25 protein-coding genes and 1 other RNA gene are annotated in these 21,601 nt (G+C 47.7%); 16 read left to right on the top strand and 10 right to left on the bottom strand.

Annotated elements, in window-relative coordinates; translation table 11 throughout:
• From JK211_RS07880 to JK211_RS07840, 9 genes are all read left to right on the top strand, one after another.
• Positions 1 to 1,041 carry a hypothetical protein gene (locus tag JK211_RS07880; protein WP_212708128.1) on the top strand — a complete coding sequence of 347 codons (1,041 nt, stop codon included), beginning with the start codon at positions 1 to 3 and terminating at the stop codon, positions 1,039 to 1,041.
• 38 nt (positions 1,042 to 1,079) lie between these two features.
• Positions 1,080 to 1,385: a hypothetical protein gene (locus JK211_RS07875; protein ID WP_249213771.1), complete on the top strand. Its 306-nt coding sequence runs from the start codon at positions 1,080 to 1,082 to the stop codon at positions 1,383 to 1,385.
• 152 nt (positions 1,386 to 1,537) lie between these two features.
• Positions 1,538 to 2,776 (top strand): GIY-YIG nuclease family protein, encoded by a 1,239-nt coding sequence (locus JK211_RS07870; protein WP_212708127.1) that lies wholly within the window; start codon positions 1,538 to 1,540, stop codon positions 2,774 to 2,776.
• 52 nt (positions 2,777 to 2,828) lie between these two features.
• Positions 2,829 to 3,485, top strand: coding sequence for a Gp138 family membrane-puncturing spike protein (locus tag JK211_RS07865; protein ID WP_212708126.1), 657 nt, complete (start codon positions 2,829 to 2,831; stop codon positions 3,483 to 3,485).
• The gene (locus tag JK211_RS07860; protein ID WP_212708125.1) at positions 3,482 to 3,835 is read left to right on the top strand and encodes a hypothetical protein; all 354 of its coding nucleotides are present in this window, start codon (positions 3,482 to 3,484) and stop codon (positions 3,833 to 3,835) included. The genes JK211_RS07865 and JK211_RS07860 overlap by 4 nt, the downstream gene beginning before the upstream one ends.
• A complete protein-coding gene (locus tag JK211_RS07855; protein ID WP_212708124.1) occupies positions 3,835 to 5,034 on the top strand; it encodes a baseplate J/gp47 family protein in 1,200 nt (399 codons plus the stop codon). Before JK211_RS07860 ends, JK211_RS07855 begins: the two co-directional genes overlap by 1 nt.
• The gene (locus JK211_RS07850) at positions 5,031 to 5,708 is read left to right on the top strand and encodes a DUF2612 domain-containing protein (RefSeq protein WP_212708123.1); all 678 of its coding nucleotides are present in this window, start codon (positions 5,031 to 5,033) and stop codon (positions 5,706 to 5,708) included. Before JK211_RS07855 ends, JK211_RS07850 begins: the two co-directional genes overlap by 4 nt.
• Positions 5,695 to 6,591 carry a hypothetical protein gene (locus tag JK211_RS07845; RefSeq protein WP_212708122.1) on the top strand — a complete coding sequence of 299 codons (897 nt, stop codon included), beginning with the start codon at positions 5,695 to 5,697 and terminating at the stop codon, positions 6,589 to 6,591. Before JK211_RS07850 ends, JK211_RS07845 begins: the two co-directional genes overlap by 14 nt.
• Positions 6,591 to 7,013, top strand: a complete 423-nt coding sequence (locus JK211_RS07840; protein WP_212708121.1) for a hypothetical protein — start codon at positions 6,591 to 6,593, stop codon at positions 7,011 to 7,013. Before JK211_RS07845 ends, JK211_RS07840 begins: the two co-directional genes overlap by 1 nt.
• A gap of 29 nt (positions 7,014 to 7,042) precedes the next feature.
• Here the strand turns inward: JK211_RS07840 and JK211_RS07835 are convergent, their stop codons facing one another.
• From JK211_RS07835 to smpB, 5 genes are all read right to left on the bottom strand, one after another.
• On the bottom strand, positions 7,043 to 8,299 hold the full coding sequence (locus JK211_RS07835) for a glucosyl transferase (RefSeq protein ID WP_212708120.1): 1,257 nt from the start codon (positions 8,297 to 8,299) through the stop codon (positions 7,043 to 7,045).
• Positions 8,296 to 9,225, bottom strand: a complete 930-nt coding sequence (locus JK211_RS07830) for a glycosyltransferase family 2 protein (RefSeq protein ID WP_212708119.1) — start codon at positions 9,223 to 9,225, stop codon at positions 8,296 to 8,298. The genes JK211_RS07835 and JK211_RS07830 overlap by 4 nt, the downstream gene beginning before the upstream one ends.
• Positions 9,222 to 9,581, bottom strand: a complete 360-nt coding sequence (locus JK211_RS07825) for a GtrA family protein (RefSeq protein WP_212708118.1) — start codon at positions 9,579 to 9,581, stop codon at positions 9,222 to 9,224. The genes JK211_RS07830 and JK211_RS07825 overlap by 4 nt, the downstream gene beginning before the upstream one ends.
• Before the next feature lie 701 nt (positions 9,582 to 10,282).
• Positions 10,283 to 10,646: a transfer-messenger RNA gene (ssrA, locus tag JK211_RS07820) on the bottom strand.
• Between the two features lie 49 nt (positions 10,647 to 10,695).
• Positions 10,696 to 11,178, bottom strand: a complete 483-nt coding sequence (smpB, locus tag JK211_RS07815; RefSeq protein ID WP_212708117.1) for an SsrA-binding protein SmpB — start codon at positions 11,176 to 11,178, stop codon at positions 10,696 to 10,698.
• A 155-nt stretch (positions 11,179 to 11,333) separates the two neighbouring features.
• On the opposite strand from smpB, the gene JK211_RS07810 reads away from it, so the two are divergent.
• Positions 11,334 to 11,768: a type II toxin-antitoxin system RatA family toxin gene (locus tag JK211_RS07810; RefSeq protein ID WP_212708116.1), complete on the top strand. Its 435-nt coding sequence runs from the start codon at positions 11,334 to 11,336 to the stop codon at positions 11,766 to 11,768.
• Positions 11,761 to 12,057 (top strand): RnfH family protein, encoded by a 297-nt coding sequence (locus tag JK211_RS07805; protein WP_212708115.1) that lies wholly within the window; start codon positions 11,761 to 11,763, stop codon positions 12,055 to 12,057. Before JK211_RS07810 ends, JK211_RS07805 begins: the two co-directional genes overlap by 8 nt.
• Positions 12,058 to 12,140: 83 nt before the next feature.
• On the opposite strand, the gene bamE is transcribed toward JK211_RS07805, so the two are convergent.
• The 3 genes from bamE to nadK all read right to left on the bottom strand — a co-directional run bounded on the left by bamE (position 12,141) and on the right by nadK (position 15,289).
• Positions 12,141 to 12,482 carry an outer membrane protein assembly factor BamE gene (gene bamE / locus JK211_RS07800; protein WP_212708114.1) on the bottom strand — a complete coding sequence of 114 codons (342 nt, stop codon included), beginning with the start codon at positions 12,480 to 12,482 and terminating at the stop codon, positions 12,141 to 12,143.
• Positions 12,483 to 12,662: 180 nt separating this feature from the next.
• The gene (gene recN, locus JK211_RS07795; RefSeq protein ID WP_212708113.1) at positions 12,663 to 14,324 is read right to left on the bottom strand and encodes a DNA repair protein RecN; all 1,662 of its coding nucleotides are present in this window, start codon (positions 14,322 to 14,324) and stop codon (positions 12,663 to 12,665) included.
• A gap of 86 nt (positions 14,325 to 14,410) precedes the next feature.
• Positions 14,411 to 15,289, bottom strand: coding sequence for an NAD(+) kinase (gene nadK / locus JK211_RS07790; RefSeq protein ID WP_212708112.1), 879 nt, complete (start codon positions 15,287 to 15,289; stop codon positions 14,411 to 14,413).
• A 118-nt stretch (positions 15,290 to 15,407) separates the two neighbouring features.
• Between nadK and grpE the strand changes: the two genes are divergently transcribed.
• On the top strand, positions 15,408 to 15,983 hold the full coding sequence (gene grpE, locus JK211_RS07785) for a nucleotide exchange factor GrpE (protein WP_212708111.1): 576 nt from the start codon (positions 15,408 to 15,410) through the stop codon (positions 15,981 to 15,983).
• 108 nt (positions 15,984 to 16,091) lie between these two features.
• On the opposite strand, the gene ung is transcribed toward grpE, so the two are convergent.
• The gene (gene ung / locus JK211_RS07780) at positions 16,092 to 16,769 is read right to left on the bottom strand and encodes a uracil-DNA glycosylase (protein WP_212708110.1); all 678 of its coding nucleotides are present in this window, start codon (positions 16,767 to 16,769) and stop codon (positions 16,092 to 16,094) included.
• A gap of 248 nt (positions 16,770 to 17,017) precedes the next feature.
• Here ung and grcA point away from each other — a divergent pair, with 248 nt between their 5' ends.
• Positions 17,018 to 17,401, top strand: coding sequence for an autonomous glycyl radical cofactor GrcA (grcA, locus tag JK211_RS07775; RefSeq protein ID WP_212708109.1), 384 nt, complete (start codon positions 17,018 to 17,020; stop codon positions 17,399 to 17,401).
• Positions 17,402 to 17,596: 195 nt separating this feature from the next.
• Here the strand turns inward: grcA and srmB are convergent, their stop codons facing one another.
• Entirely contained in the window at positions 17,597 to 18,934 is a 1,338-nt protein-coding gene (srmB, locus tag JK211_RS07770) for an ATP-dependent RNA helicase SrmB (protein ID WP_212708108.1), read from the bottom strand.
• Between the two features lie 198 nt (positions 18,935 to 19,132).
• Here srmB and JK211_RS07765 point away from each other — a divergent pair, with 198 nt between their 5' ends.
• The 3 genes from JK211_RS07765 (at position 19,133) to rseA (ending at position 21,597) form a co-directional block, all read left to right on the top strand.
• Complete coding sequence (locus JK211_RS07765; protein WP_212708107.1) at positions 19,133 to 19,897, top strand: tRNA1(Val) (adenine(37)-N6)-methyltransferase; 765 nt, start codon at positions 19,133 to 19,135, stop codon at positions 19,895 to 19,897.
• 444 nt (positions 19,898 to 20,341) lie between these two features.
• Entirely contained in the window at positions 20,342 to 20,917 is a 576-nt protein-coding gene (gene rpoE / locus JK211_RS07760; RefSeq protein ID WP_212708106.1) for an RNA polymerase sigma factor RpoE, read from the top strand.
• Positions 20,918 to 20,946: 29 nt separating this feature from the next.
• Complete coding sequence (gene rseA, locus JK211_RS07755; protein ID WP_212708105.1) at positions 20,947 to 21,597, top strand: anti-sigma-E factor RseA; 651 nt, start codon at positions 20,947 to 20,949, stop codon at positions 21,595 to 21,597.
• The last annotated feature ends 4 nt before the right edge of the window (positions 21,598 to 21,601 follow it).

The following is a 21,601-nucleotide window of genomic DNA, read 5'->3' as shown; positions in this document are numbered from 1 at the left end:
ATGTCTAAAAACTGGATGCGCCACTTCGAGATTCAGGTTATCGATGATAAAGGCGATGGCCTGAGCCTGATCGATTTGAAGGTTGAGTTTCAGATCCAGAAACAGCCCGCCACCATATTTAACGGGTTCGTGGGTAACTTTAAAATCTATAACCTGTCTAACACTACCCAGAGCCGCCTACTTTCGACCGAGTTCACCCGCATTCGCGTATTTGCTGGGTACGACGGAACGCCGGATGCATCTGGAAATTATCCGGACCGGAATGTGGGCATGATCTTCAATGGAGACATTCGCTTTTCTATTGCTGGAAAAGATAACGCCACAGACTCATGGGTGCTACTACAGTGCCTCGATAGCTGGCAGGGCCACATGTACGCCGGTGTACGGACCACGATTGCCGCCGGATGGACGTTTAATGACGTATTCAACACCACCATGGGGACCTTTGAGCCATATGGCATAAATGCAGGGGAAGTGGCAGACATGCCAGCAACGGTATTCCCCCGGGCAAAGGTTCTTGTCGGCAACTCCTCGGACATTATCAATGATGTGGCCAGACAATGTGACGCCCACTGGTGGTACGAGGATAACAAGGTTCATATCGTCAAAGAGTCGGCTCCGCTGGATAGCATCGTTATCCTGAATGCTGACACTGGCTTGATTGGACGACCGCGCCAGACAATGGGTGCCGGTGTAAACGTCCGCTGCCTGATTAACCCGAATATCAAGCTGGGTGGCCTGATACGCCTCGACCAGTCATCCGTCTACCGTACACAGTTGAGTGATGAGCAGATCGCCAGCACTCAGGGTTCATCTAGCAAACTCAGTGAAAGCCAGTCTGGTGATAACCTTTACGTCAACGGCCTGACCGGCGCGCAACCGGCCGCAATAAATACCGATGGCGATTACTTCGTGGGTAGCATTGATTATACTGGTGATACACGGGGGCAGAACTGGTACATGGATCTGCTTTGTCTGGCGAAGGGTGGACAGGATTTGGTATCACAGTCGACCCTTGGTAAAGGGGTCATCCCAAGTTGAAAAAAATATTATTTACAGGATTATTGGTCATCTCCACTATGGCTTGTGCGGCGGAAAAGCCACTGATGACATGTGGTCCATTCCTTATATCATCAAGTGATGATGGATTTGCTCACATAAATCACATGAGGCCACAGTCCCAGAAGATAACCTTTCTCAAAGCCGATGGTGACTATCGCAATATCAAATACCAATGGATGCTTCCCGATCAACAGATAGGGCACTGGCTAGGCATGGACTACATCAAGCGTGACGGCAAAGCCATCCTCAATGTCGAAGTCATTCGCACCAACATGGATGCCCCTCGGCAGTATTGGACGTATGACTGTGAGAGAGTTAAGTAATTGGCGGGTGCTTATTAACTTTGATTATTTCTTCTTCAAAGTGTAATAGCTGTTAGTTTGTAAAATGATGATACATTTAATTTAAATAGGTTTTATTTTAAATGTGGTGATATATTCCACCAGAATTGAATCATGACTGGTGGAGTTTAGGAATGGCAGATTTAGATACATTTGATTACTTGGTGATTGTTTTCTTTGTTGGAGTTCTTATAGCAAGTGTAATCACCTACAAAATAATGAACAAGATTCATACTGAAAATTACTCAGACCTTAAGTCTAATCACAGTAAAAATCTCGAAGAAACAATATCTGAAAAAGACAAGGTAATTCAGCAGTATAAAATTAAAGATACAATAAGAAATAACGAACATACAGAAAGGATGGCCGATTTAGATAAAACAATATCTTATTACAGGTCTAGAAGTAAGGTTGTTTTGGATAAAGCAGTAGACTTTGCATTTGATTTCGAGAAAATATTTAAGGATCAACACAAAAATGCACAGATTGAAATTCAGAGAGTGCTTGATGATTCTTATAGATTTAAAAGAAAGACACTTCTCTCAGCTTTATCATTAAGAAATTTCGAGAAGAAGCTTGAAGACATAAGAAAAGAACGTGATATTTACAAGTCATTAATTGCAAAATATGATTTCTTTGAGCTTATTGATAATTCAGATTGGAATACAGTTGAAGATGAATTCCGAAGTAAAGTGTTAGCTCTTCAAGAAGCTCAGGATGAGCGAGAGGCTCAGAATGAAATCAAGCGACAGATGCGGGAAGAAAGACAACGTACTGAAGAGCTTGAAAAACAGCAGCAAGAGGCTGAAGCTAAGGAGCAGGAACTGGAGGCTCGCCGTAAAGCTGTAGAGGAGGCTTTACTAGCTGCAGATGAAGATCATCGCCAAGAACTTGAAGAGACACGCCGCAAGCTGGAGCAAGAGATTGAAGACGTTCACAAACAATATGAGCGAGCAAAGTCTATGGCACAGATGACCAAACAGGGGCATGTATATGTGATTTCTAATATCGGATCATTCGGTGAGAATGTATTTAAAATTGGCATGACCCGCCGCCTAGAGCCATTGATGAGAATCTCAGAATTAAGTGGTGCAAGTGTTCCATTTGAATTTGATGTTCATGCAATGATCAGTTGCGATGATGCTCCAGCTTTAGAGGCAAAACTTCATAGCGTTCTTAGCAATGATCGAATAAACAAAGTTAATTTAAGAAAAGAATTTTTCAAAACTGATATCGACAAAATAATTAAATGTGTAGAGGATAATCATGGAGTTGTCGACTATGTGGCAAATCCAGCAGCTCTACAATATTACCGTACGTTAGAAATCAATGATGGAGCTTATTCTCATAAGGAACAATCATTAGCCTCATAAGTTTTATTATTCGAGTGCAACCCGCTACGGCGGGTTTTTTTATGGAGTAAATATGCCAGTAAAGCTTAGTTCGCAAACCGGCAGCAGTGAGCAAGTAGATGAGGCCTTACGGAAAAGAACGGCTGGCAGTATCCGCGTGGCACTGCCTGGGATAATCCAGTCATTCGATGCCGAGAAGTGCACAGCCACCGTGCAGCCAGCGATAACCGGCGCCAAGTCATCCAGTACCGGCACAATTTCCCAAGAGTCTCTGCCGTTGCTCCAAGACTGCCCAGTGGTGTTCCCCCATGGCGGTGGTGTAGCCATGACATTTCCCATCGCTGAAGGTGATGAATGCCTGATCATTTTTGCTGACCGGTGTATCGATTTTTGGTGGCAGAGTGGTGGCGTTCAACATCCGGTAGATGACCGTATGCATGACCTGTCTGATGCATTTGTCATACCCGGGCCGACTTCATGCCCGAGAGCGCTATCGTCTGTTTCTACCGACAGTGTTCAGATCCGAACCGATAGAGGAAGCCAATTCATTGAGCTCACCAAGTCGGGAAATGTGAATATCACTTCGCCGAAAATCACGTTGAATGGCAACTTGCAGGTTAATGGCAGCATAACCTCGACTGACGATGTTAAGGCTGGGGACATCAGTCTCGAGTCGCACAAGCACAGCGGCGTTGAGTCTGGCGGGTCAACCACAGGAGTTCCTGAATGAGGTATCGCAGAGAAACAGATGATGGTGACTATTCCTTCGGCCTAGGCGATAACACTTGGCTGATCAACTCTCCGGAGGCGGTGGCGCAGGCCATCAAAACCCGATTCCTACTATGGCGAGGACAATGGTTCCTCGATACTACAGAAGGGACACCGTGGATTCAGTCTGTGCTGGATAAACAGAAGCAGGACATCTACAACATGGCTATCCGTCAGCGGATACTCGAAACCACTGGCGTTAACTCAATCACCTCATTCAGCACCACCGTTAATACCTCCACGCGCCGGGTCATATTCACGGCAACAGTCGAAACCATCTACGGAACAACCACAGTAACCTCGGAGGCGTAATGGCCTTAGATTTAGACACACTCGGCCTATCGGCAACGATAGATGCTGAGGGGATAAGTGCGCCTGCATACCAGACGATACTGTCCACGCTGACCGGCTACTTCCAGCAGATTTACGGCACTGACGCATATCTCGATCCGGACAGTAAAGATGGGCAGATGATCGCGCTGATGGCGCTGGCTATCAATGATGCGAACAACACCGCTATCCAGTGCTACAACTCGTTTAGCCCGTCAACGGCGCAATCTGACGCGCTTAGCCGGAACGTGAAGATTAACGGCATATCCCGGCAGGCAGCCGTTAATTCAACGGCAGATCTGACGATTACTGGTACCGGCGGGACCGTCATCAGCAACGGCAGCGTTAAAGATGCCAATGGGGTGATCTGGAACCTTCCAACCACCACAACCATTCTAACTACGGGCACCGTTACAGTCACCGCGACGTGTGCACAGTCTGGCGCGGTATCGGCAGTGGCCGGCAGCATCACGAAAATCAATACGCCAACTCTGGGCTGGGTATCTGTGACCAATGCCGCAGAGGCCACGGTCGGAAGTGCGGCAGAAACAGATGCTGAATTACGATCCCGCCAGACACAAAGTGTAGCCCTGCCGAGCCTGACGCCATTTGATGCTCTCGACGGGGCCATTGGTAGTGTCGATGGGGTGACGCGTCACAAGCTGTATGAGAATGACACGGAAACCACTGATGATAATGGGCTGCCAGCACATTCAGTTGCTGCCATTGTAGATGGCGGGGACGTGGACGATCTGGCTGAGGCTATCCGTAGCACTAAGGGGCAGGGGGTGACCACCTATGGCAGTACGTCAGTCACTACCTATGATAAGTACGGTAACCCGCACATCATCAATCTTTCACGCTCAACCGACGTCCCGATCGCTGTGACAGTGACACTCTTGGCGTTTACCGGCTACAACACCGTTATCGGAACCCAGATCAAACAGGCCATTGCCGATTACATCAATGACCTAGGTATAGGCAACAGCCTCTATCTGGGGAGACTGTACTCTGCAGCAAACCTGACTGTGGGTACTGATAGCTCCAATGGCACATACTTCGATGTCATGAGCCTTGAAGTCGGTCGGGATAGCAGTGTTGCCGCGGGAAATGTGACCATCGCATATAACGAATCAGCATCATGCAGCGTTGATGACATTACTCTGACGGTGACTTCATGAGCGTCTATACAGAGAAGATAACGAACTATCACGCCAGTAAGCCCCTGTTTGTCCAGCATGTAGATCTCTCAACTCGCCCACTGATTGATATCAATACTTCAGTTAAGAGCCTGATAACCGCGTTCGACGTTGATACGGCGGTTGGAAAGCAACTAGACATTATCGGGGAATGGGTAGGGCGTACTCGTGTAGTGAGTCAGGTTATATCAGGGGTTTATTTCTCCCTCGATACGGACAGCCTCGGGTTTGATCAGGGCGTTTGGCAGGGCCCGTATGACCCGGACACTGGATTTACCAGTCTTTCAGACGAGACGTACCGGATCATCCTCAAGGCGAAAATCGCTATCAATAACTGGAACGGACAAAACGGCACATTACCCGACATTCTCGACAATGCGTTATCCGGTTCCGGCGTATCAATGCAGGTGGTCGATAATCAGGACATGAGCATAAGTATCCTTATCCTGCCTGAAATAGAGTTTGCCAACGTATCGCTGGAGCTGATTGAAGCAATTAAACAGGGTTACCTAACGGTAAAAGCAGCCGGAGTTCGCGTTAAAGAAATGGTGATGCCATCAGACGGATCACGTCTTTTTGCATTTGATTCAGACACACAATATTTAGCTGGTTTTGACCAGGGTTCATGGGACGAGGTAGTAAATGGCAACGAATAATTTTAAACCTTTCGCAATCGGCAATAACGCCAACGTTACCAGCCAGGCTGATTATGAGGCACTGGCGGCGCTGCTGACCGGTTTTCAGGCAGGCAAAGCCAGTTCGGCACAGATTAATAAGGCGCTCAGACAGTCTTCAGTAATGGCCTACGTCCTGGCACAGTTTATTTCGGATTCGGCATCGGTTGACGTTCTCGACAACGGTACGCCTGCAGCTATTCTGGCCAGTCTTAAGGCGGGCATGACGTCATTAACGCCTGGCCGGTTGCTGAATGTGCAGGTCTTTACTGCTTCCGGTATCTACACCCCGACTCCCGGAACCAAATCAGTCGTTGTTGAGGTTCAGGCAGGCGGCGGCGGTGGCGGCTATGCAAGAGCCACCTCAAATGGTTTTATGGCTGTGGGGAGTGGTGGTGGCGCAGGAGGATATGCTAAAGCCATCATCAAACCCGCACCAGCTTCACAGGCCTTAACGGTAGGTTTAGGTGGTGATCAGGGCGCGCCAGGCGGGGTCAGTACTTTCGGTACGGTTACTGCGACTGGTGGATTAGGTGGTGAGAATGCCGATGTGCAGTTCGCTGACGGCAGCGTTCGACAGGTTAAAGGTGGAGAAGGTGGCATTGGTAGTGGCGGATTATTTAATTCCCGGGGCGCGAATGGTGGCAGGGGTATTACCACCGTCAGCGGTAATTTAATCGGAGGGGAAGGTGGAAGATCCTTTTTCTCATCAGCACCACTGCCACCGTATGCTTCGTCTGGGGCAGGGAAGCAAGGTGGGATTGGCTCCGGAGGGACAGGTGCAATCAGCAGTTCTGCACCCGCCACACCCTTTGCCGGTGGGTTCGGTGGTAATGGCATGATTCTCGTTTGGGAGTACGCATAATGTCTGGTTACGCTTTAATTAAAGATGGTCTCGTCATGAATACAGTCGTGTGGGACGGTGAAGGCGAGATTTTTAGTGAATACGAACAATGCAAGATAGTCGACGGCATGCAGGTCGGGCCGGGTTATATGGCGAAAAAGGATGAAACAGGCAACTGGGTATTTACCGCTCCTGTAATTGTGATCACCCCGGAAGAACAGGCACAGAAGAACCTGAACACCGCGCAGTCAGAATATGCCCGCGCATCAGCCCAGATCACCGCCCTCAACCAGCGCATTGAGGATGAGGACTATAGCAGTGAGCACACGGAGGCGGGGGTGGCAAAGTCAAAAGCTGACTGGACTACTTACCGCAAAGCGTTGAGGGCTTACATTGCTGAGGCGTCTGGTAAAGATGCTCTTCCAAAGGGTCCTGACGCATAATAAAAAGCCCACATTTAGTGGGCTTGTAATTATTTCTTCAAAAGATTCATTTCCCATCCGGGTGGGTTTATTCTTATCCTAACATGTTCGCCAATACTAGCCTTATTGTAAGCATTGATATCTTCACTGTACCCTACATTATCTAGCCTTGGCATTCGGTATGAAAAACAAAGGCATACCAAGATAACAATAAAGGCTACGTATAAAATTATTGGTTTGTGTTTAATAACGTAAGTCAGATAATATAAGACAAGGCAAAATGCTCCCATTCCTGTAACGATAAAGTATCGTGAGCCTACTATATGGCTAAAAAATAGCGGCCATTGATTACCTGAATGGCTTATTACAGGTTTATATAGCGATACGAATAAGCTTAATGCAATGTAAAGAATTACTGCTTTAGATTTCCATTTGGTTTTAATGAAAACATAAATCACAGCAATGAGCAAAATGCATGTCAATACTGCATTAATAAATTCTTTATCAAAAACCCAATCAACATACTTAAGATCTATGAAGCTTCCAAAGATTATCTTGTATGAAATGATATCAAAGAAGAGTAGAAGGTTAGCACCAAGTGAGGTTTGTGTTCTGGTAAAACTGCCAAATACAACCGAGGAAACTTGAATTATAAAGCACAATGAAAACAATAAATCGAATCCGTTTATTTTTTTAAAAGCTACAAAAAGTCCACCTCGTTGATACAACCTCTTTAAAGCCAGGGATGGTGCAAGAAGAGCTATGAATGGGCCACTGACACCAGATACAGCAAGCACTATTAGGTCATGCGCCTTCCACAGTCTACTTTTAGGCTCTTCAGAGATAATTATGGCAAGCAGATAGATAGCAAGGTATGTATGTGTGTTTGTTATATTAATGTAACCTTCCTGCACGTTTGGTTGCAGGAGGTAGTAAAGAATGAATAATATTCTTAGCCTTATATCAAAACTATTAAATCTCGATGATAAGATGAAAGTTATAAAAGCCAACCTTATTAAAGTCGCGATAACTACTGAAATTAATGAAACATATTTTAAATCGAACATCGAGGCGAAAGCCATTGTTAACTTTGGCAGGGTTTGAAAATAGCCATCCCTAGGCGTTAATAATGAACTCAATATGTCGCCATTCCATACCTGATACAAAAAAACGGCACCATCCTCCGCCCAAAGCTGCGGGTGGGTAAAAACGTCCGGTCTTCTTGTAATGAGAATGACAGTTGATAATAGGATTAATAACAAAATGTACTTTGTTTTTAACTGGTTATTAACTTTTTGCGAGATCACTTGAGGTTCCTTTCGCTGTTCTTAGCAATATATCTTGGTCTATTTTTAGTCTCGATGTAGATCCTTCCTATGTATTCTCCCAGAACACCAATACCAATTAACTGCACCCCGCCAAGAAACAAAATTGATACCAGTATTGACGGATAACCGGCCACGGGATTCCCCCAGAATATTTTGTCGATTATCATCCATACTCCATAAAGGAAAGATAATCCGGCAACAAAGAACCCAATGTATGTCCACATGCGAAGTGGGAAGGTAGAGAAAGATGTGATGCCCTCTAATGCCAGATTCCACAGTTTCCAGCCATTGAACTTTGTGGTACCGGCAACACGTTTCCCGCGGGTATATTCAACGATTTCAGTTTTGCCACCAACCCATGACAGAATTCCCTTCATGAATAGATTTCGTTCAGGTAGAAGCTTGATACTCTCAACCACGTCGCGTGACATCAGCCTGAAGTCTCCAACGTTTTCTTCAATTTTCGGTGAGCTGATTTTGTTATGTAGTCGGTAGAACCACTCTGCAGTCTTGCGCTTCATGTGGCCGTCAGTGCTTCTATCAGTACGCTTGGCCAGCACCATATCTGCGCCTGCCTGCCAGCGCTCAATCAACTGAGGTATCACTTCCAGCGGGTCCTGCAAATCAACATCAATAGGGATAATCGCGTCACCGGTGGCACACTCGATGCCAGCAAACAGCGCCGCTTCTTTGCCAAAGTTTCGGGTAAAGAATACGTTCCGAACTAATGGGTCACCCTCCTGCATATCCTTCATCAACTGCGCCGTGAAGTCAGTGCTTCCATCATCTACGAAAACAATTTCGATTTCATATGGTTTCAAGCAATCTTTATATCTAACGTCGCTATAAAAATGCCTTATCGCATCTTCTTCATTAAATACTGGAACGACTAGCGATATTTTCATTTTTTCTCTCTAAAAATAATATATTTAGAATAAAGGAATCCGCATACAAGGCTCACTGCGGAGAAGACGACGAGCGTAATTACGGGATTCATATGCATCCGGTCCGCCGATGCCCCGATGAGGGTTGCAACAGCGCCCATGAAAAACACGTACATCATGTATCTGAATGTGGTCGCCTCAGAGCTAAATGTCCATCGGGCGTTTGCGAAGAAGGAAAAGGTGACTGCAACACAAAAGGCTGTGAAGTTGGAGATCGACTGACTCTGATCGTTCTTGATGCATATGGCAAACACGACCCAATGAATAAGTGTATTCAGAACTCCAATCGTTATGTAGCGGGCAAATAATTTAGCCATGACGACACCTAAAGGAAATGATACCGGATTTTGTCATTGGGCGAAGGGATGATCAAGGAATCGATCTTATAATACAGAAACGAAAAAAGCCCGGCGACCGGGCAATGACTCAGCCGTTCCTGTCTGAGCAGGCTACGGGATAAGATAAAAAGCGCACGGGCACCCTATCAATCAGTAAGTACCCGTGCGAATGAGGTAAGACAGACTGGACTGAGCTTCAACAACAATAAGCAGGTTCACAGGGTTTCCAGAAAGGCCCGCACCCCCAGCAAAATTGGTGCGGGCAAGGAGGTTGCCTATGAGCTCTATCTTATTGTTGTTCAATTTTTGATCAGTGATGGGCTGATTTCAAGTGAATGAGATCAAAAAAAGCCCGCCAGGGGGCGGGCCAATCACAACAGAGGTCTGACTCAGTGGCAAGGTACTGCAAATTCACAGGTTCGTTTAAGTTAACGGATCTTTGCAGGAAAACTTTAGGCCAGTATGAGCATCTTGGCATGGTTCAGCTAAGCGAGATTAATTGTTTCAATTAGACACAAACAGAAAAGCCTCTGAAGTTAATCAGAGGCTTTCTGGTTGGATCCAACTGCGCGTGCATTTCACGTGCATTTGTTTTTCTCTGTTAGGTCCACGCTCTGTCTGGTCAGTGTCCTTAAATAGCTGTTTTCACTGCTATTGTCCGGTTGTGGTCCTATCAAAAATGGTGGAGCTGGCGGGAGTTGAACCCGCGTCCGAAATTACTACACCGTCGGCACTACATGCTTAGTCCAGTCTTTACATTCGCCTGCCAGCTGCGGATGGACACGCTACTGACAAACTAGCCTGATTAAGTTTAATGCTTCAACCCCAGGCAGGGTATCCACACGATCTCTTTTGGGTTTGACCTCTCTTGATCCCCGTCCTAAGAGCGGAGGCTAGGGAGAGAGGGCTCTCAGCAGGTTATTAAGCTGCTAAAGCGTAGTTTTCGTCGTTTGCGACTATTTTTTTGCGGCTTTTTACGAGGCCAACCGCCCCTCGGCATGCTCCTAGGGCTTCGCAAATCCCGTCGAATCCAGAATCAGCCCCAAGTACTGTCGGTTACTATATCAGGAAAAGCATAAGCTACACCAGTAGTTTAGCGATTTCCTTTTTTCATAATACGTGCTTTGTCTATTTTCCACTCACGTTCTCTGATGTCATCACGCTTGTCATGTTCTTTCTTACCTTTAGCAACACCAATTTTCAGTTTGCACCAGGCATTTTTCCAGTACAGGGAAAGAGCAACAATAGTGTAACCTTCGCGGTTTACACGACCGAAAATGGAATCCAGTTCGCGTTGCTTTAGCAGCAGCTTACGGTTACGGGTAGGATCACAGACCACATGGGTGGATGCACCGAGTAATGGCTGGAAGGTGGCACCAAACAGAAAGGCTTCACCGTCACGCAGCAAAATATAGCTTTCACTGATGTTGGCTTTGCCTGCACGCAGTGATTTGACTTCCCATCCTTGTAATGAGAGTCCGGCCTCGAATTCCTCTTCGATAAAGTATTCGTGGCGGGCACGTTTGTTCAGGGCAATGGTTGCAGAACCGGGTTTGTGAGCTTTTTTCTTAGTCATAATATCGCTTATTTTACACCACTTATGCGCAGAAACCATCCCCCGTGACGGGGGTAATAAGAAGCACATTCTAGCACGCCGGTAGCATGAAGACATTTTTGTTTAACTTCTGAAACTGGTATGATCGGTATGTTTTTTACTAAGCAGGAAGTGTTATGGCTCAGATTAGTCGTTCAGCGCTGGTTCCGTACAGCGCTGAAAAGATGTACCGGCTTGTTAATGATGTTGATGCGTATCCGCAGTTTTTGCCGGGTTGCACTGGTAGCCGGATCCTCGACAGCTCAGCAGATCAAATGACTGCTTCGGTGGATGTTTCTAAAGCCGGGATCAGTAAAACATTTACCACCCGCAACACACTGACCGATAATCAGCGTATTCATATGCAGCTGGTCGATGGCCCGTTTCGTAAACTGACCGGTGGCTGGTTGTTTGTGCCCCTGGGTGATGATGCCTGTAAAGTTGAGTTAAGCCTCGACTTTGAATTTACCAATATGCTGGTAGAAATGGCGTTTGGCCGGGTGTTTAAAGAGCTGGCAAACAGTATGGTGCAGGCCTTTAGTTTGCGGGCGAAAGAGGTATACCGTGGCTGATATTCAGGTTGAAGTCGTTTATGCGTTACCGGAAAAACAGTATCTGCGTACCGTTACTGTGCCAGAGGGCAGTACGGTAGAGCAGGCGATAGAAACTTCCGGACTGGCCACATTACGTAAAGACATTAATCTGGCAGAAAATAAAGTCGGTATCTTTAGTCGCACGGTAAAATTACAGGACGTTGTATCGCCCGGAGATCGGGTTGAAATTTACCGTCCGCTACTGGCCGATCCTAAAGAGCTGCGCCGCCAGCGGGCTGAACGCTCAGCCAATGCAAATAAGAAATAATATCGGCGGGTTACTATGCTGTTCAGGGACAAAAAAGCGCAGTCGGTACTGCGCTTTTTTTATTAATCCGAAAGGGTTTCGGATTAATTTTTTGTCAGTGCCGGTTTGTTGACGATATTCGTCAGTGTCCCGTTACTGTCAAACGTCAGGGTCAGGGTTTGCTGGGTGACTGGCTCATGGCCTGGCTCGCGACGGAACACATAGAACCAGACGTTGCTGCCAAAAGGATCACGCATCATCGGAGTACCGAGAGTATAGGCAACCTGTTGCTGTGTCATGCCCGTATGAAGCTTACTGACATCACTCGCAACCAGGTAGTTACCCTGGTTAATATCCGGACGATAAACAACCCGTTCAAGAGTTGAGCAACCTGCAGTTGTTATCAACATTACTACTGCAGCAGCAGCCAGTATTTTACTGCGCATGTATACATTCCTTTTTCGGACACTTGTGCCTGTGCAAGGCGGTTTTTGCCATCAACGATGAATTCTGCCTGTAACAGGTTTCGTCCGGCGAGATAAGATATCGATAATAATAGACCTTTCGCCAGATGGAAACCTTTGCAGAGTATGCATATGACTTCCGATAAAGAAAAAAGTGCCAAATCAGGCGGCTAAAAGTTCTTTAGCATTCGCTAAGGTATTACGTGTGACTTCACTTCCCCCCAGCAAACGGGCTAATTCATGCAGCCTTGCGGGTTTATCCAGTAACCGCATCTGGGTTTCGGTCATTGTTCCGTCGGTTATTTTACTGATAAAGAAATGAGAATGACCACAACCTGCGACCTGCGGCAGGTGTGTTACACACATCACCTGGGTTGATTCCCCTAACTGACGTAACATTTTTCCGACAATGGCGGCTGTCGGGCCGCTGATCCCTACATCAACTTCATCGAATATCATGGCCGGAGTTTCCATTTTTTTCGCGGTAATTACCTGAATAGCCAGGGAAATACGAGACATTTCTCCGCCGGAAGCGACCTTTGCTAAGGGCTGTAATGGCTGACCGGGGTTGGTACTGACACGGAACTCAACATAATCGGCCCCTTCGGGGGTCAGGCGGTCTTCACGGAAGCTGACATCAATAACAAATTTACCGTGCTGCATCGATAACTGGTGAACAGACTCGGTTATTTTTGCCGACAGTTCCGCTGCAAAGTGGCACCGTTGCTGATGCATTTGTCGTGCAGTGTCCAGAGCTGCCTGATGATACTGGCTGACTTGCTGGCTGAGCAGTTCCAGGTCTTCATCATGAGATTCCAGCTGCTGATATTCTGTCAGTAACTGTTGATGTAAATCCGGCAGGTTTTCCGGAGACACATGGTGCTTCCGTGCCAGCGAAATCTGCCGCGATATACGTTGCTCCAGCTCCTGAAGCCGGTTAGGGTCAAGGTCGATCCGCTCGCAATAATGACGTAATTCATCACCGGCCTCACTGATCAGAATGGCGGCGTCTTCCAACATATTCAATACCGGAAGCAGACTGTCATCCATCGAAATTAGCTCGCTTACCATCTGACGGGAACTGTGCATCAGCGATTGCAGGGTAACATCATCGCTGTCTGATACTATCTGCGAAGCCTGCTGGCTGACGGTCAGACGCTGACCACTGTTTGCCAGACGCTTGTATTCATTGTCTGCGCCTTCATATTCTCCGGCGGCCGGCGCAAAGCTGTTCAGTTCTTTTAGCTGGTACTGTAACAGTTCACGGCGTGATTCACGCTCCTGGGTTTGCTGCTGAAGTGCAGCAAGTGCACGGCAGGCCGAGTGCCATTGCTGATAATTGTGGCGCATTTGCACGGCTAACGGTGTCGGATCAGTATAAGCATCCAGTAAATGGCGCTGGTGTTCCGGCTTAAGTAACAGCTGATGGGCGTGCTGCCCGTGGATCTGAATCAGTCGCTGTCCGAGCTCTCTCAGCTGTGAAAGTGGCACCGCAGTGCCGTTAATAAACCCCCGAGACCGGCCATCGGCGTTGATGACCCGGCGCAACAGACATTCGTCATTGTCGTCGAGATGATTCTCCGTCAGCCACTGGCGTGCTGAGGATGATGACTGCAGGCGAAAACGGGCGCAGATATCGGCCCGCGCAGCACCCGGACGGACCATGTCGGCTTCTGCTCTGGTGCCCAGACACAGGCTGAGCGCATCAATCGCAATTGATTTACCGGCACCGGTTTCGCCGGTGATGGCGGTCATTCCCTGTTGGAAGTCGATATCCAGTTCACGAACAATTGCAAAATTACTGATGGTCAGTTGTGCCAGCATAGTATTCACCTGTATGTAAAAACATGACTGTTTTTTTGTACAGTATAATCAGCTTTTTTATACAGTAAAGAGACGCTGCGCAATTTTTAAAATAATTTTTTTGACCACCCGAGTTTTGTGCTCAGTGTATTGAAATAGTTATAGTTTTTTGGGTGGATTAAATCAAGGTGTTGCGGACTGCGCTTGATCAGTACTTCTTCCCCCTCCTGGATGGGCAGGGCTATCTGGCTGTCACAACTGATTTCCAGGTCACTGCGCATGGCTGAAAACCGCAGATGAATAATGCTGCTGCTGTTAATTACCAGTGGCCGGGCCGACAGGGTATGAGGGAACATTGGTACCACGCTGATGGCCTCCAGTCCCGGTGTAAGGATGGGACCACCGGCCGACAGAGAGTAAGCCGTTGAGCCGGTGGGGGTGGCGATAATCAGTCCGTCCGAACGCTGTGAGAAGGCAAAGTTATTATCGATATAAACTTCGAATTCAATCATATGGGCGACTTTACCCGGGTGAAGCACAATCTCATTAATGGCAGTTGCTATGCGCGGATCTCCTCCGGGGGCGGAGACTCTGGCTTCCAGCAGAAAACGCTGTTCGGTAAAGAAATTCCCCTGCAGTACGTCGGCTAATTGCTGGCGAGCGTTTTCCGGGTCAAGATCAGTAAGAAACCCAAGGTTACCGCGGTTGACGCCGATAACTTTAATGTCATAACGGGACAGCACCCGTGCAGCTCCCAGCATATTGCCATCCCCGCCAATAACCACTGCCAGGTCGGCCAGCTGGCCAATCTCTGCCAGGGTTCCGGTGTTGACCTGCTGCAGTTTCAGTTCTGCCGCAATTTGTTGTTCCACGATAACCCGGTAGCCTTCTCCGGTCAGCCAGTGGCACAGCATTTCATGGGTGGCGAGAGCATTCGGATGTCGCGGATGGCCGACAATTCCAATGCATTTAAAAAAAGTGTTCATTTGCGGTAATTCCTCTAACCAAAACATCAGTCAATATGACAGAGTCCCTTGAATCCGTAATTTTGATCCCCATAATAAGCTCACCGGCGATACGAATATTGAAAACGCGGAGATTTTCATGAGCAGCAAAGAACAGAATACCCCTAACGAGCACTTTTCAGAAGAGCAGTCGGCAGAACAACAGGCCACCGCAGAGAATGCAGGCACAGCCGATCCCCGTGATGAGCGTATTGCTCAGCTGGAAGCGGAGCTGGCAACGTTAAGTACCGGAGTACGCGATGCCCAGTTACGTGCGCAGGCTGAAGTGGAAAATATTCGCCGTCGTACCGAACTGGATGTCGAAAAAGCCCATAAATTTGCGCTGGAAAAATTTTCTAACGAACTGTTGCCAGTGATCGACAGCCTGGAGCGCGCATTACAGGTCGCTGATAAAAGTAACCCTGAATTAGCGTCAATGATTGAAGGTATCGAGCTGACCCTGAAATCGTTGTTAGATGCGGTTCGTAAATTCGGTGTGGAAGTGGTGGGGGAAACTCACGTACCTTTCAACCCGGATGTACATCAGGCTATGTCGATGGTCGAGTCTGAAGATGTGGCCCCGAATCATGTACTGATGGTGATGCAAAACGGTTATACCCTGAATGGCCGCCTGTTGCGTCCTGCGATGGTGGCTGTGTCTAAAGCGAAAGCATAATCATCCTCTGTTACCGATGAATATACTTTTGCTGGCAGGTTATCGGGGCCGGAAAATGGCCCGCTAAGCTGGCGTTGTCCTGCCCGGGGTCAGGGGCAGGACATTTATTCAGGGTAACTCCGGCATCCAGTTAATGCCTGTACGTCCTGACTGTTCCAGTAAGCTATTCGCCTGAGAAAACGGTTTACTGCCAAAAAAACCGCGGTGGGCTGATAACGGTGACGGGTGTGGTGCCTGCAATACATGGTGGCGCTGGCGATCAATAATACGGCCTTTTTTCTGCGCATGGGCGCCCCACAGTAAAAATATAACCCCCTCACGATGCTGATTTATCAGTGAAATAACCTGATCTGTAAACTGTTCCCAGCCCAGTCGGGCATGAGAATGGGCTTTTCCTGCTTCGACAGTTAAAACCGTGTTCAGCAGCAGTACCCCCTGAGTTGCCCAGCTTGCCAGGTAACCATGGTTTGGCCGCGTAAAGCCTTCAATATCCTGTTCCAGTTCTTTGTACATATTCAGTAATGAAGGTGGTGTTGCTACCCCCGGCAGTACAGAAAATGCGAGGCCATGTGCCTGACCCGCACCGTGATAAGGATCCTGACCGAGAATAACCACTTTCACCTGATGCAGTTCGGTTAACCGGAAGGCATTAAATACATCCTTTTGCGGCGGATAGACGGTGACACCCTGGCGGCGTCTTTCTTCCACGCTATTCAGAGTCTGAATAAAGTAATCCTGTTGCTTTTCGGCTGCCAGTACATCATGCCACGTCAGTGTCGTTGTCATTTTTTTACTCCTGAGTATTCCCGGCCAGCTTAACCATTTTCTCTTTCAGGTAAAGCCTTAAAATTAATTTGAAAAATTGCGAGTATAGTTTACATAAGAAACCGTTTTATATCATAAGGTTATATTTGATCTCTGGTTTTTTTTGACTGAGGTCAAGGAAGCAGGTCTGGTTATTTGTTATACAGTGAGCATGTTGTTGATCCAGACGGATTCTTTTAAATGACCGTTTCTTTCCCGGGAGGAAAAATATGATTAACGGAATTCAAATCACGAAAACCAGTAATAAAGCGCTGCTTAACTCTTTCTGGTTACTTGATGAAGAAAACGCCGAAGCACGTTGTTTGTGTGCGAAAGGTGATTATCAGGCTGATCAGCTGGTCTCTTTACAGGAGCTGGGTGATATTGAGTATCGTGAAATTCCTTTAGAAGTAAAACCGCAGGTACGTGTTGAAGGTGGCCAGCATTTGAATGTAAATGTTTTACGCCGCGAAACTCTTGAAGATGCTGTTAAGCATCCGGAAAAATATCCGCAGCTGACTATCCGTGTATCAGGCTATGCCGTACGTTTTAATGCTCTGACACCGGAACAACAGCGTGATGTTATTACCCGTACTTTTACCGAAAGCCTGTAATTTTATCATCCGGTATTAGCGGGGCACTTTGTGCCCCGTTTTTATTTATAACGTATTGATATTTTTTATAAATAAAAATATTTATCTGATTTTTGATTGTCAGAATTTTTTCTTCGGGTAACAGGGTAAAAACGACTGTTTACAGTGATAAAAATCGCCCCGCAGGGGCGACTTTTATACGGTGGTGATGGATTTTTAATCCGGAGACTGTTCCGGCGTCTGAGGGGCTGCGGTGACTGATGATTTGCGGCGCTTACCGATATTTTTAGTATCGCGGTGACGCTGTTTTACCCGCGGTTTATCCGCCTCAGCTCTCTTTTTCTCTTTACGTTTTTCCAGCTGTCTTTTTGACGGTTTTTTCGGACCAGTGGCTGAAGGTGCACGGGTTTTTGGCCGCAGTTCATCAATGGTTCTGATTTTTAACGGCTCATTCAGATAACGACCAATTTTAATCAGCAGTTCGTTATCATGAGCTTCAACCAGTGACAAAGCGGTACCTTTCTTTCCGGCCCGGCCGGTGCGGCCAATCCGGTGCAGATAGATATCAGCAGTGCGCGGCAGATCGAAGTTAATCACCAAAGTGACATCATCAATATCAATACCACGTGCAGCAACATCGGTGGCGACCAGCACGTTCACCCGGCCTTCGGTCAGTCGTTTGATGGCTTCATTACGCTTAGCCTGTACCATCTCACCTTCAAGATAGCTGCAACGGATATCAGCCTGACGCAACCACTCAGCCACTTCGTGCAGGCGCTCGCGCTTACGCACAAACACAATCGCCCGGCTGGCTTCTGGTTTTTTCAGCAGGTGGATCAGTAGTCTGGTTTTATGTTCCAGGTCATCAGCACGGTAATACCATTGCTGAATTTTTTTACGTTCACGGCGGCTGGGATCGGATTCAACGGTAACCGGTTCATTCAGTATCCGCTCAGCAAAATCTTCGATATGCTCCCCTTCCAGGGTAGCCGAGAACAATAATGTCTGCTTACGCCAGCGCGTTTCCCCGGCGATGGTTTCAATGTCCTGGGCGAAGCCCATATCCAGCATGCGATCGGCTTCATCCAGGATCAGTGTTTCTACTGCGCGGCAATCGAAGTTCTCTTCTTTAATATATTGCAGCAGCCTGCCGGTGGTCGCGACAACAATGTCCTGATTAGTACTGAATACTTCAGCATGGTTCATATACGCCACACCGCCGGTAATGGTGGAAATATCCAGGTGGGTATATTTCGCCAGTTCACGGGCCTGTTCAGCAACCTGCATTGCCAGTTCACGTGTCGGTATCAGGATCAGGATACGCGGAGGACCTGACTTTTTACGGGGAAAGTCGAGCAGATGTTGTAATGCGGGCAGTAAATAGGCCGCTGTTTTTCCGGTACCTGTCGGTGCTGAACCCAGGACATCACGTCCATCCAGTGCGGGTGGAATTGCCTCTGCCTGTATAGCAGTGGGACGTGTGTAATTTTTATCCTGCAGTGCATTAAGCAGGCTTTCATCAAGTTCAAGTTCGGAAAATGTGGTTACAGTCATGGTCTACCTCTGTTTGGGGCGCTGATTATAGACACTTCGGGCGCATTCTTCATCTGTTGTCTGCTTTCTGATGACCGCTAAATGATGTTTATCCCCTTCAGGCCGGCCACAGACCATGATTTTCACGGCAATATTTATGGCAGGGAGGTACACTTAGCGGTCTTATTCAGTGTCACAACATAATGCAGGACAGGATAAATGCCGGTTGCGCCCAGTTTCAGAAAAAATGGTTTTACCTTCCGACAATTTTTCGTCGCCCATGATCAGTGTGGCATGAAAGTCAGTACCGACGGTATTATTTTAGGTGCCAGTACACCGCTGCCTGATGATGGCCGGGTTCTGGATATTGGCAGTGGCAGTGGCCTGATCTCCCTGATGCTGGCGCAACGTATTGCTGCGCAAGGTATCAGGCCACAAATCGATGCGGTTGAGATTGAGCCATCGGCGGTGACTCAGTCCAGACAGAATATTGCCGAATCACCGTGGCCGGAAGCAATTTGCGTGCATCATGCGGATATCCTGACGTGGGAACCACAGATAACGCAACCTTACGCAGTGATTGTCAGTAACCCGCCATTTTTTAGTCCCGGTGTCAGTTGCCGTTCTTCAACACGACAGACCGCCCGCTACACTACCACCCTGACTCACCTGGCGCTGCTGCAAAGTGCACAGCAGCATATTACGCCACAGGGCATATTTTGTGTCATTTTGCCGGCCAGTGAAGGGCAGGCATTTATTAAACTGGCGCAACATGAAGGCTGGCGATTACGTACCCGGGTACATATTTGTGAATACGCCGACCGACAACCGCACCGGATTCTGGCTTTTTTGTCCTTACAAAACGGCGGCTGTACGGAGCAGCAATTGATTATCCGTGATCCTTCAGCGGAGTATTCTGCCGGTTACCGGCAACTGACAGGGGATTTTTATTTATCGGCCCGCAGTCAGCCATCATCAGCATAGCGGGTCAGCGCTTATGGTTAATACCGCCATCACCGGGAATGGTGTAATGAGCCTTTCCGGCGGCGGGGCCGGTCATTTTCTGCCGTGTTTCGGACAATGAACGTCAGGTAAAATAAGTGCTGCCGGACCAACGGTTCGCAGTGTGGTTTGTTTTACCGGGCCGGGCTCTGAATTAGAGATGAAAAGCTGAGTGTGATCAGGTAACCTGCCAGTAATATTACCTTTGCTCACTTATAATGGGCTGTGAAGGACTTAGTTTATCAGTAACACAAGGCCCGGATGACAGATGATAATGCAGCTTGCTGGCTCTGTTATCCGGAAAACCCAGGGAATGATGAACTTTCTTTAAAGTATCTGCTCTAAGTCACCGCTTGCTCCGATTTTGTGAGATGTTGCTGGTGGTTTATTGGATGTAGAACATATTTTGTGGGGATATTACCTCGGATGAGCGAGCAGTTAACAGATCAGGTTCTTGTTGAGCGCGTCCAGAAAGGAGATCAAAAGTCATTTAACTTACTGGTGATCCGATACCAGCATAAAGTGGCGAGCCTTGTGTCGCGTTATGTACCGTCAGGGGATGTTCCGGACGTTGTGCAGGAGTCATTTATCAAAGCCTATCGTGCCCTTGAGTCATTCCGTGGCGATAGTGCTTTCTATACCTGGTTATACCGTATTGCTGTCAACACAGCGAAAAACTACCTGGTAGCTCAGGGACGCCGGCCACCATCCAGTGATGTGGATGCGGCAGATGCAGAAAATTTCGAAAGTGCAGGGGCATTAAAAGAAATTTCGAACCCTGAGAATTTAATGTTGTCAGACGAATTGAAACAAATTGTCTTTAGAACGATAGAAACATTACCTGAGGACTTGCGGATGGCAATTACTCTCCGGGAGCTTGATGGCCTGAGCTACGAAGAGATTGCTGAGATTATGGACTGTCCGGTAGGAACTGTACGTTCACGGATTTTCCGGGCCCGCGAGGCTATTGATAACAAAGTTCAACCGCTGATCCAGCGCTAGTGACAGCGGCTACTTGAAAGGTAAAAGGCATGCAGAAAGAACAACTTTCCGCTTTAATGGATGGTGAAATATTAGATCAGTCATTGATTGCTTCGCTGGCTAAAGATGCAGAGTTGCAGCAGCACTGGGCTGATTATCATCTTATCCGTGATACGATGCGTGGCGATGTCGGAACAGTGGTTCATTTTGATATCTCGGCCCGTGTTGCAGAAGCTATTGCGCAGGAACCGGCCCGTAATGTGACCTCGCTGATTCCGGAAGCCCAGCCGGTTCCTTCACGCTGGCGTAAAATGCCGTTTTTCGGCAAAAATCACCCGTGGATGGCACAACTGGCTCAGGTGGGTGTGGCAGCCTGTGTTTCTCTGGCGGTTATTGTCGGGGTGCAGCACTATGGTAATTCGCCGACAGGCACCAGCAATGCGGCTGACACCTCAGATACCCCGGCATTTAATACCCTGCCGATGATGGGTAAAGCGTCTCCGGTAAGTCTGGGTGTCCCTTCAGATATCTTTGATGCGGGCAATGCTTCGCAGCAGGTTCAGGACCAGCGCCGCAGAGTTAATGCGATGCTGCAGGACTATGAACTGCAACGCCGTCTGAATAATGACCAGTTCGAGTCGGGTGCTCCTGAACAGGCACAGATCAATGTGCCGGGTAATCAGTCTCTGGGTATTCAGTAGCAGT

Origin of the sequence: Tatumella sp. JGM130, from assembly GCF_018257525.1 — a bacterium.
Taxonomy (GTDB): domain Bacteria; phylum Pseudomonadota; class Gammaproteobacteria; order Enterobacterales; family Enterobacteriaceae; genus Tatumella; species Tatumella punctata.
The sequence above is the reverse complement of the archived record's forward strand: the minus strand, read 5'-3'. Positions and strand labels throughout refer to the sequence as shown.

Excerpts from the sequence above, each read along its gene's own strand:
- JK211_RS07850 (WP_212708123.1), top strand. The coding sequence starts at position 5,031 with ATGAGCGTCTATACAGAGAAGATAACGAACTATCACGCCAGTAAGCCC.
- rseA (WP_212708105.1), top strand. The coding sequence starts at position 20,947 with ATGCAGAAAGAACAACTTTCCGCTTTAATGGATGGTGAAATATTAGAT.
- rpoE (WP_212708106.1), top strand. The coding sequence starts at position 20,342 with ATGAGCGAGCAGTTAACAGATCAGGTTCTTGTTGAGCGCGTCCAGAAA.
- JK211_RS07880 (WP_212708128.1), top strand. The coding sequence starts at position 1 with ATGTCTAAAAACTGGATGCGCCACTTCGAGATTCAGGTTATCGATGAT.
- JK211_RS07810 (WP_212708116.1), top strand. The coding sequence starts at position 11,334 with ATGGCTCAGATTAGTCGTTCAGCGCTGGTTCCGTACAGCGCTGAAAAG.
- nadK (WP_212708112.1), bottom strand. The coding sequence starts at position 15,289 with ATGAACACTTTTTTTAAATGCATTGGAATTGTCGGCCATCCGCGACAT.
- JK211_RS07870 (WP_212708127.1), top strand. The coding sequence starts at position 1,538 with ATGGCAGATTTAGATACATTTGATTACTTGGTGATTGTTTTCTTTGTT.
- JK211_RS07855 (WP_212708124.1), top strand. The coding sequence starts at position 3,835 with ATGGCCTTAGATTTAGACACACTCGGCCTATCGGCAACGATAGATGCT.
- JK211_RS07875 (WP_249213771.1), top strand. The coding sequence starts at position 1,080 with ATGGCTTGTGCGGCGGAAAAGCCACTGATGACATGTGGTCCATTCCTT.
- smpB (WP_212708117.1), bottom strand. The coding sequence starts at position 11,178 with ATGACTAAGAAAAAAGCTCACAAACCCGGTTCTGCAACCATTGCCCTG.
- grcA (WP_212708109.1), top strand. The coding sequence starts at position 17,018 with ATGATTAACGGAATTCAAATCACGAAAACCAGTAATAAAGCGCTGCTT.
- JK211_RS07830 (WP_212708119.1), bottom strand. The coding sequence starts at position 9,225 with ATGAAAATATCGCTAGTCGTTCCAGTATTTAATGAAGAAGATGCGATA.
- JK211_RS07860 (WP_212708125.1), top strand. The coding sequence starts at position 3,482 with ATGAGGTATCGCAGAGAAACAGATGATGGTGACTATTCCTTCGGCCTA.
- grpE (WP_212708111.1), top strand. The coding sequence starts at position 15,408 with ATGAGCAGCAAAGAACAGAATACCCCTAACGAGCACTTTTCAGAAGAG.
- bamE (WP_212708114.1), bottom strand. The coding sequence starts at position 12,482 with ATGCGCAGTAAAATACTGGCTGCTGCTGCAGTAGTAATGTTGATAACA.
- JK211_RS07845 (WP_212708122.1), top strand. The coding sequence starts at position 5,695 with ATGGCAACGAATAATTTTAAACCTTTCGCAATCGGCAATAACGCCAAC.
- recN (WP_212708113.1), bottom strand. The coding sequence starts at position 14,324 with ATGCTGGCACAACTGACCATCAGTAATTTTGCAATTGTTCGTGAACTG.
- ung (WP_212708110.1), bottom strand. The coding sequence starts at position 16,769 with ATGACAACGACACTGACGTGGCATGATGTACTGGCAGCCGAAAAGCAA.
- JK211_RS07765 (WP_212708107.1), top strand. The coding sequence starts at position 19,133 with ATGCCGGTTGCGCCCAGTTTCAGAAAAAATGGTTTTACCTTCCGACAA.
- JK211_RS07840 (WP_212708121.1), top strand. The coding sequence starts at position 6,591 with ATGTCTGGTTACGCTTTAATTAAAGATGGTCTCGTCATGAATACAGTC.
- JK211_RS07825 (WP_212708118.1), bottom strand. The coding sequence starts at position 9,581 with ATGGCTAAATTATTTGCCCGCTACATAACGATTGGAGTTCTGAATACA.
- srmB (WP_212708108.1), bottom strand. The coding sequence starts at position 18,934 with ATGACTGTAACCACATTTTCCGAACTTGAACTTGATGAAAGCCTGCTT.
- JK211_RS07865 (WP_212708126.1), top strand. The coding sequence starts at position 2,829 with ATGCCAGTAAAGCTTAGTTCGCAAACCGGCAGCAGTGAGCAAGTAGAT.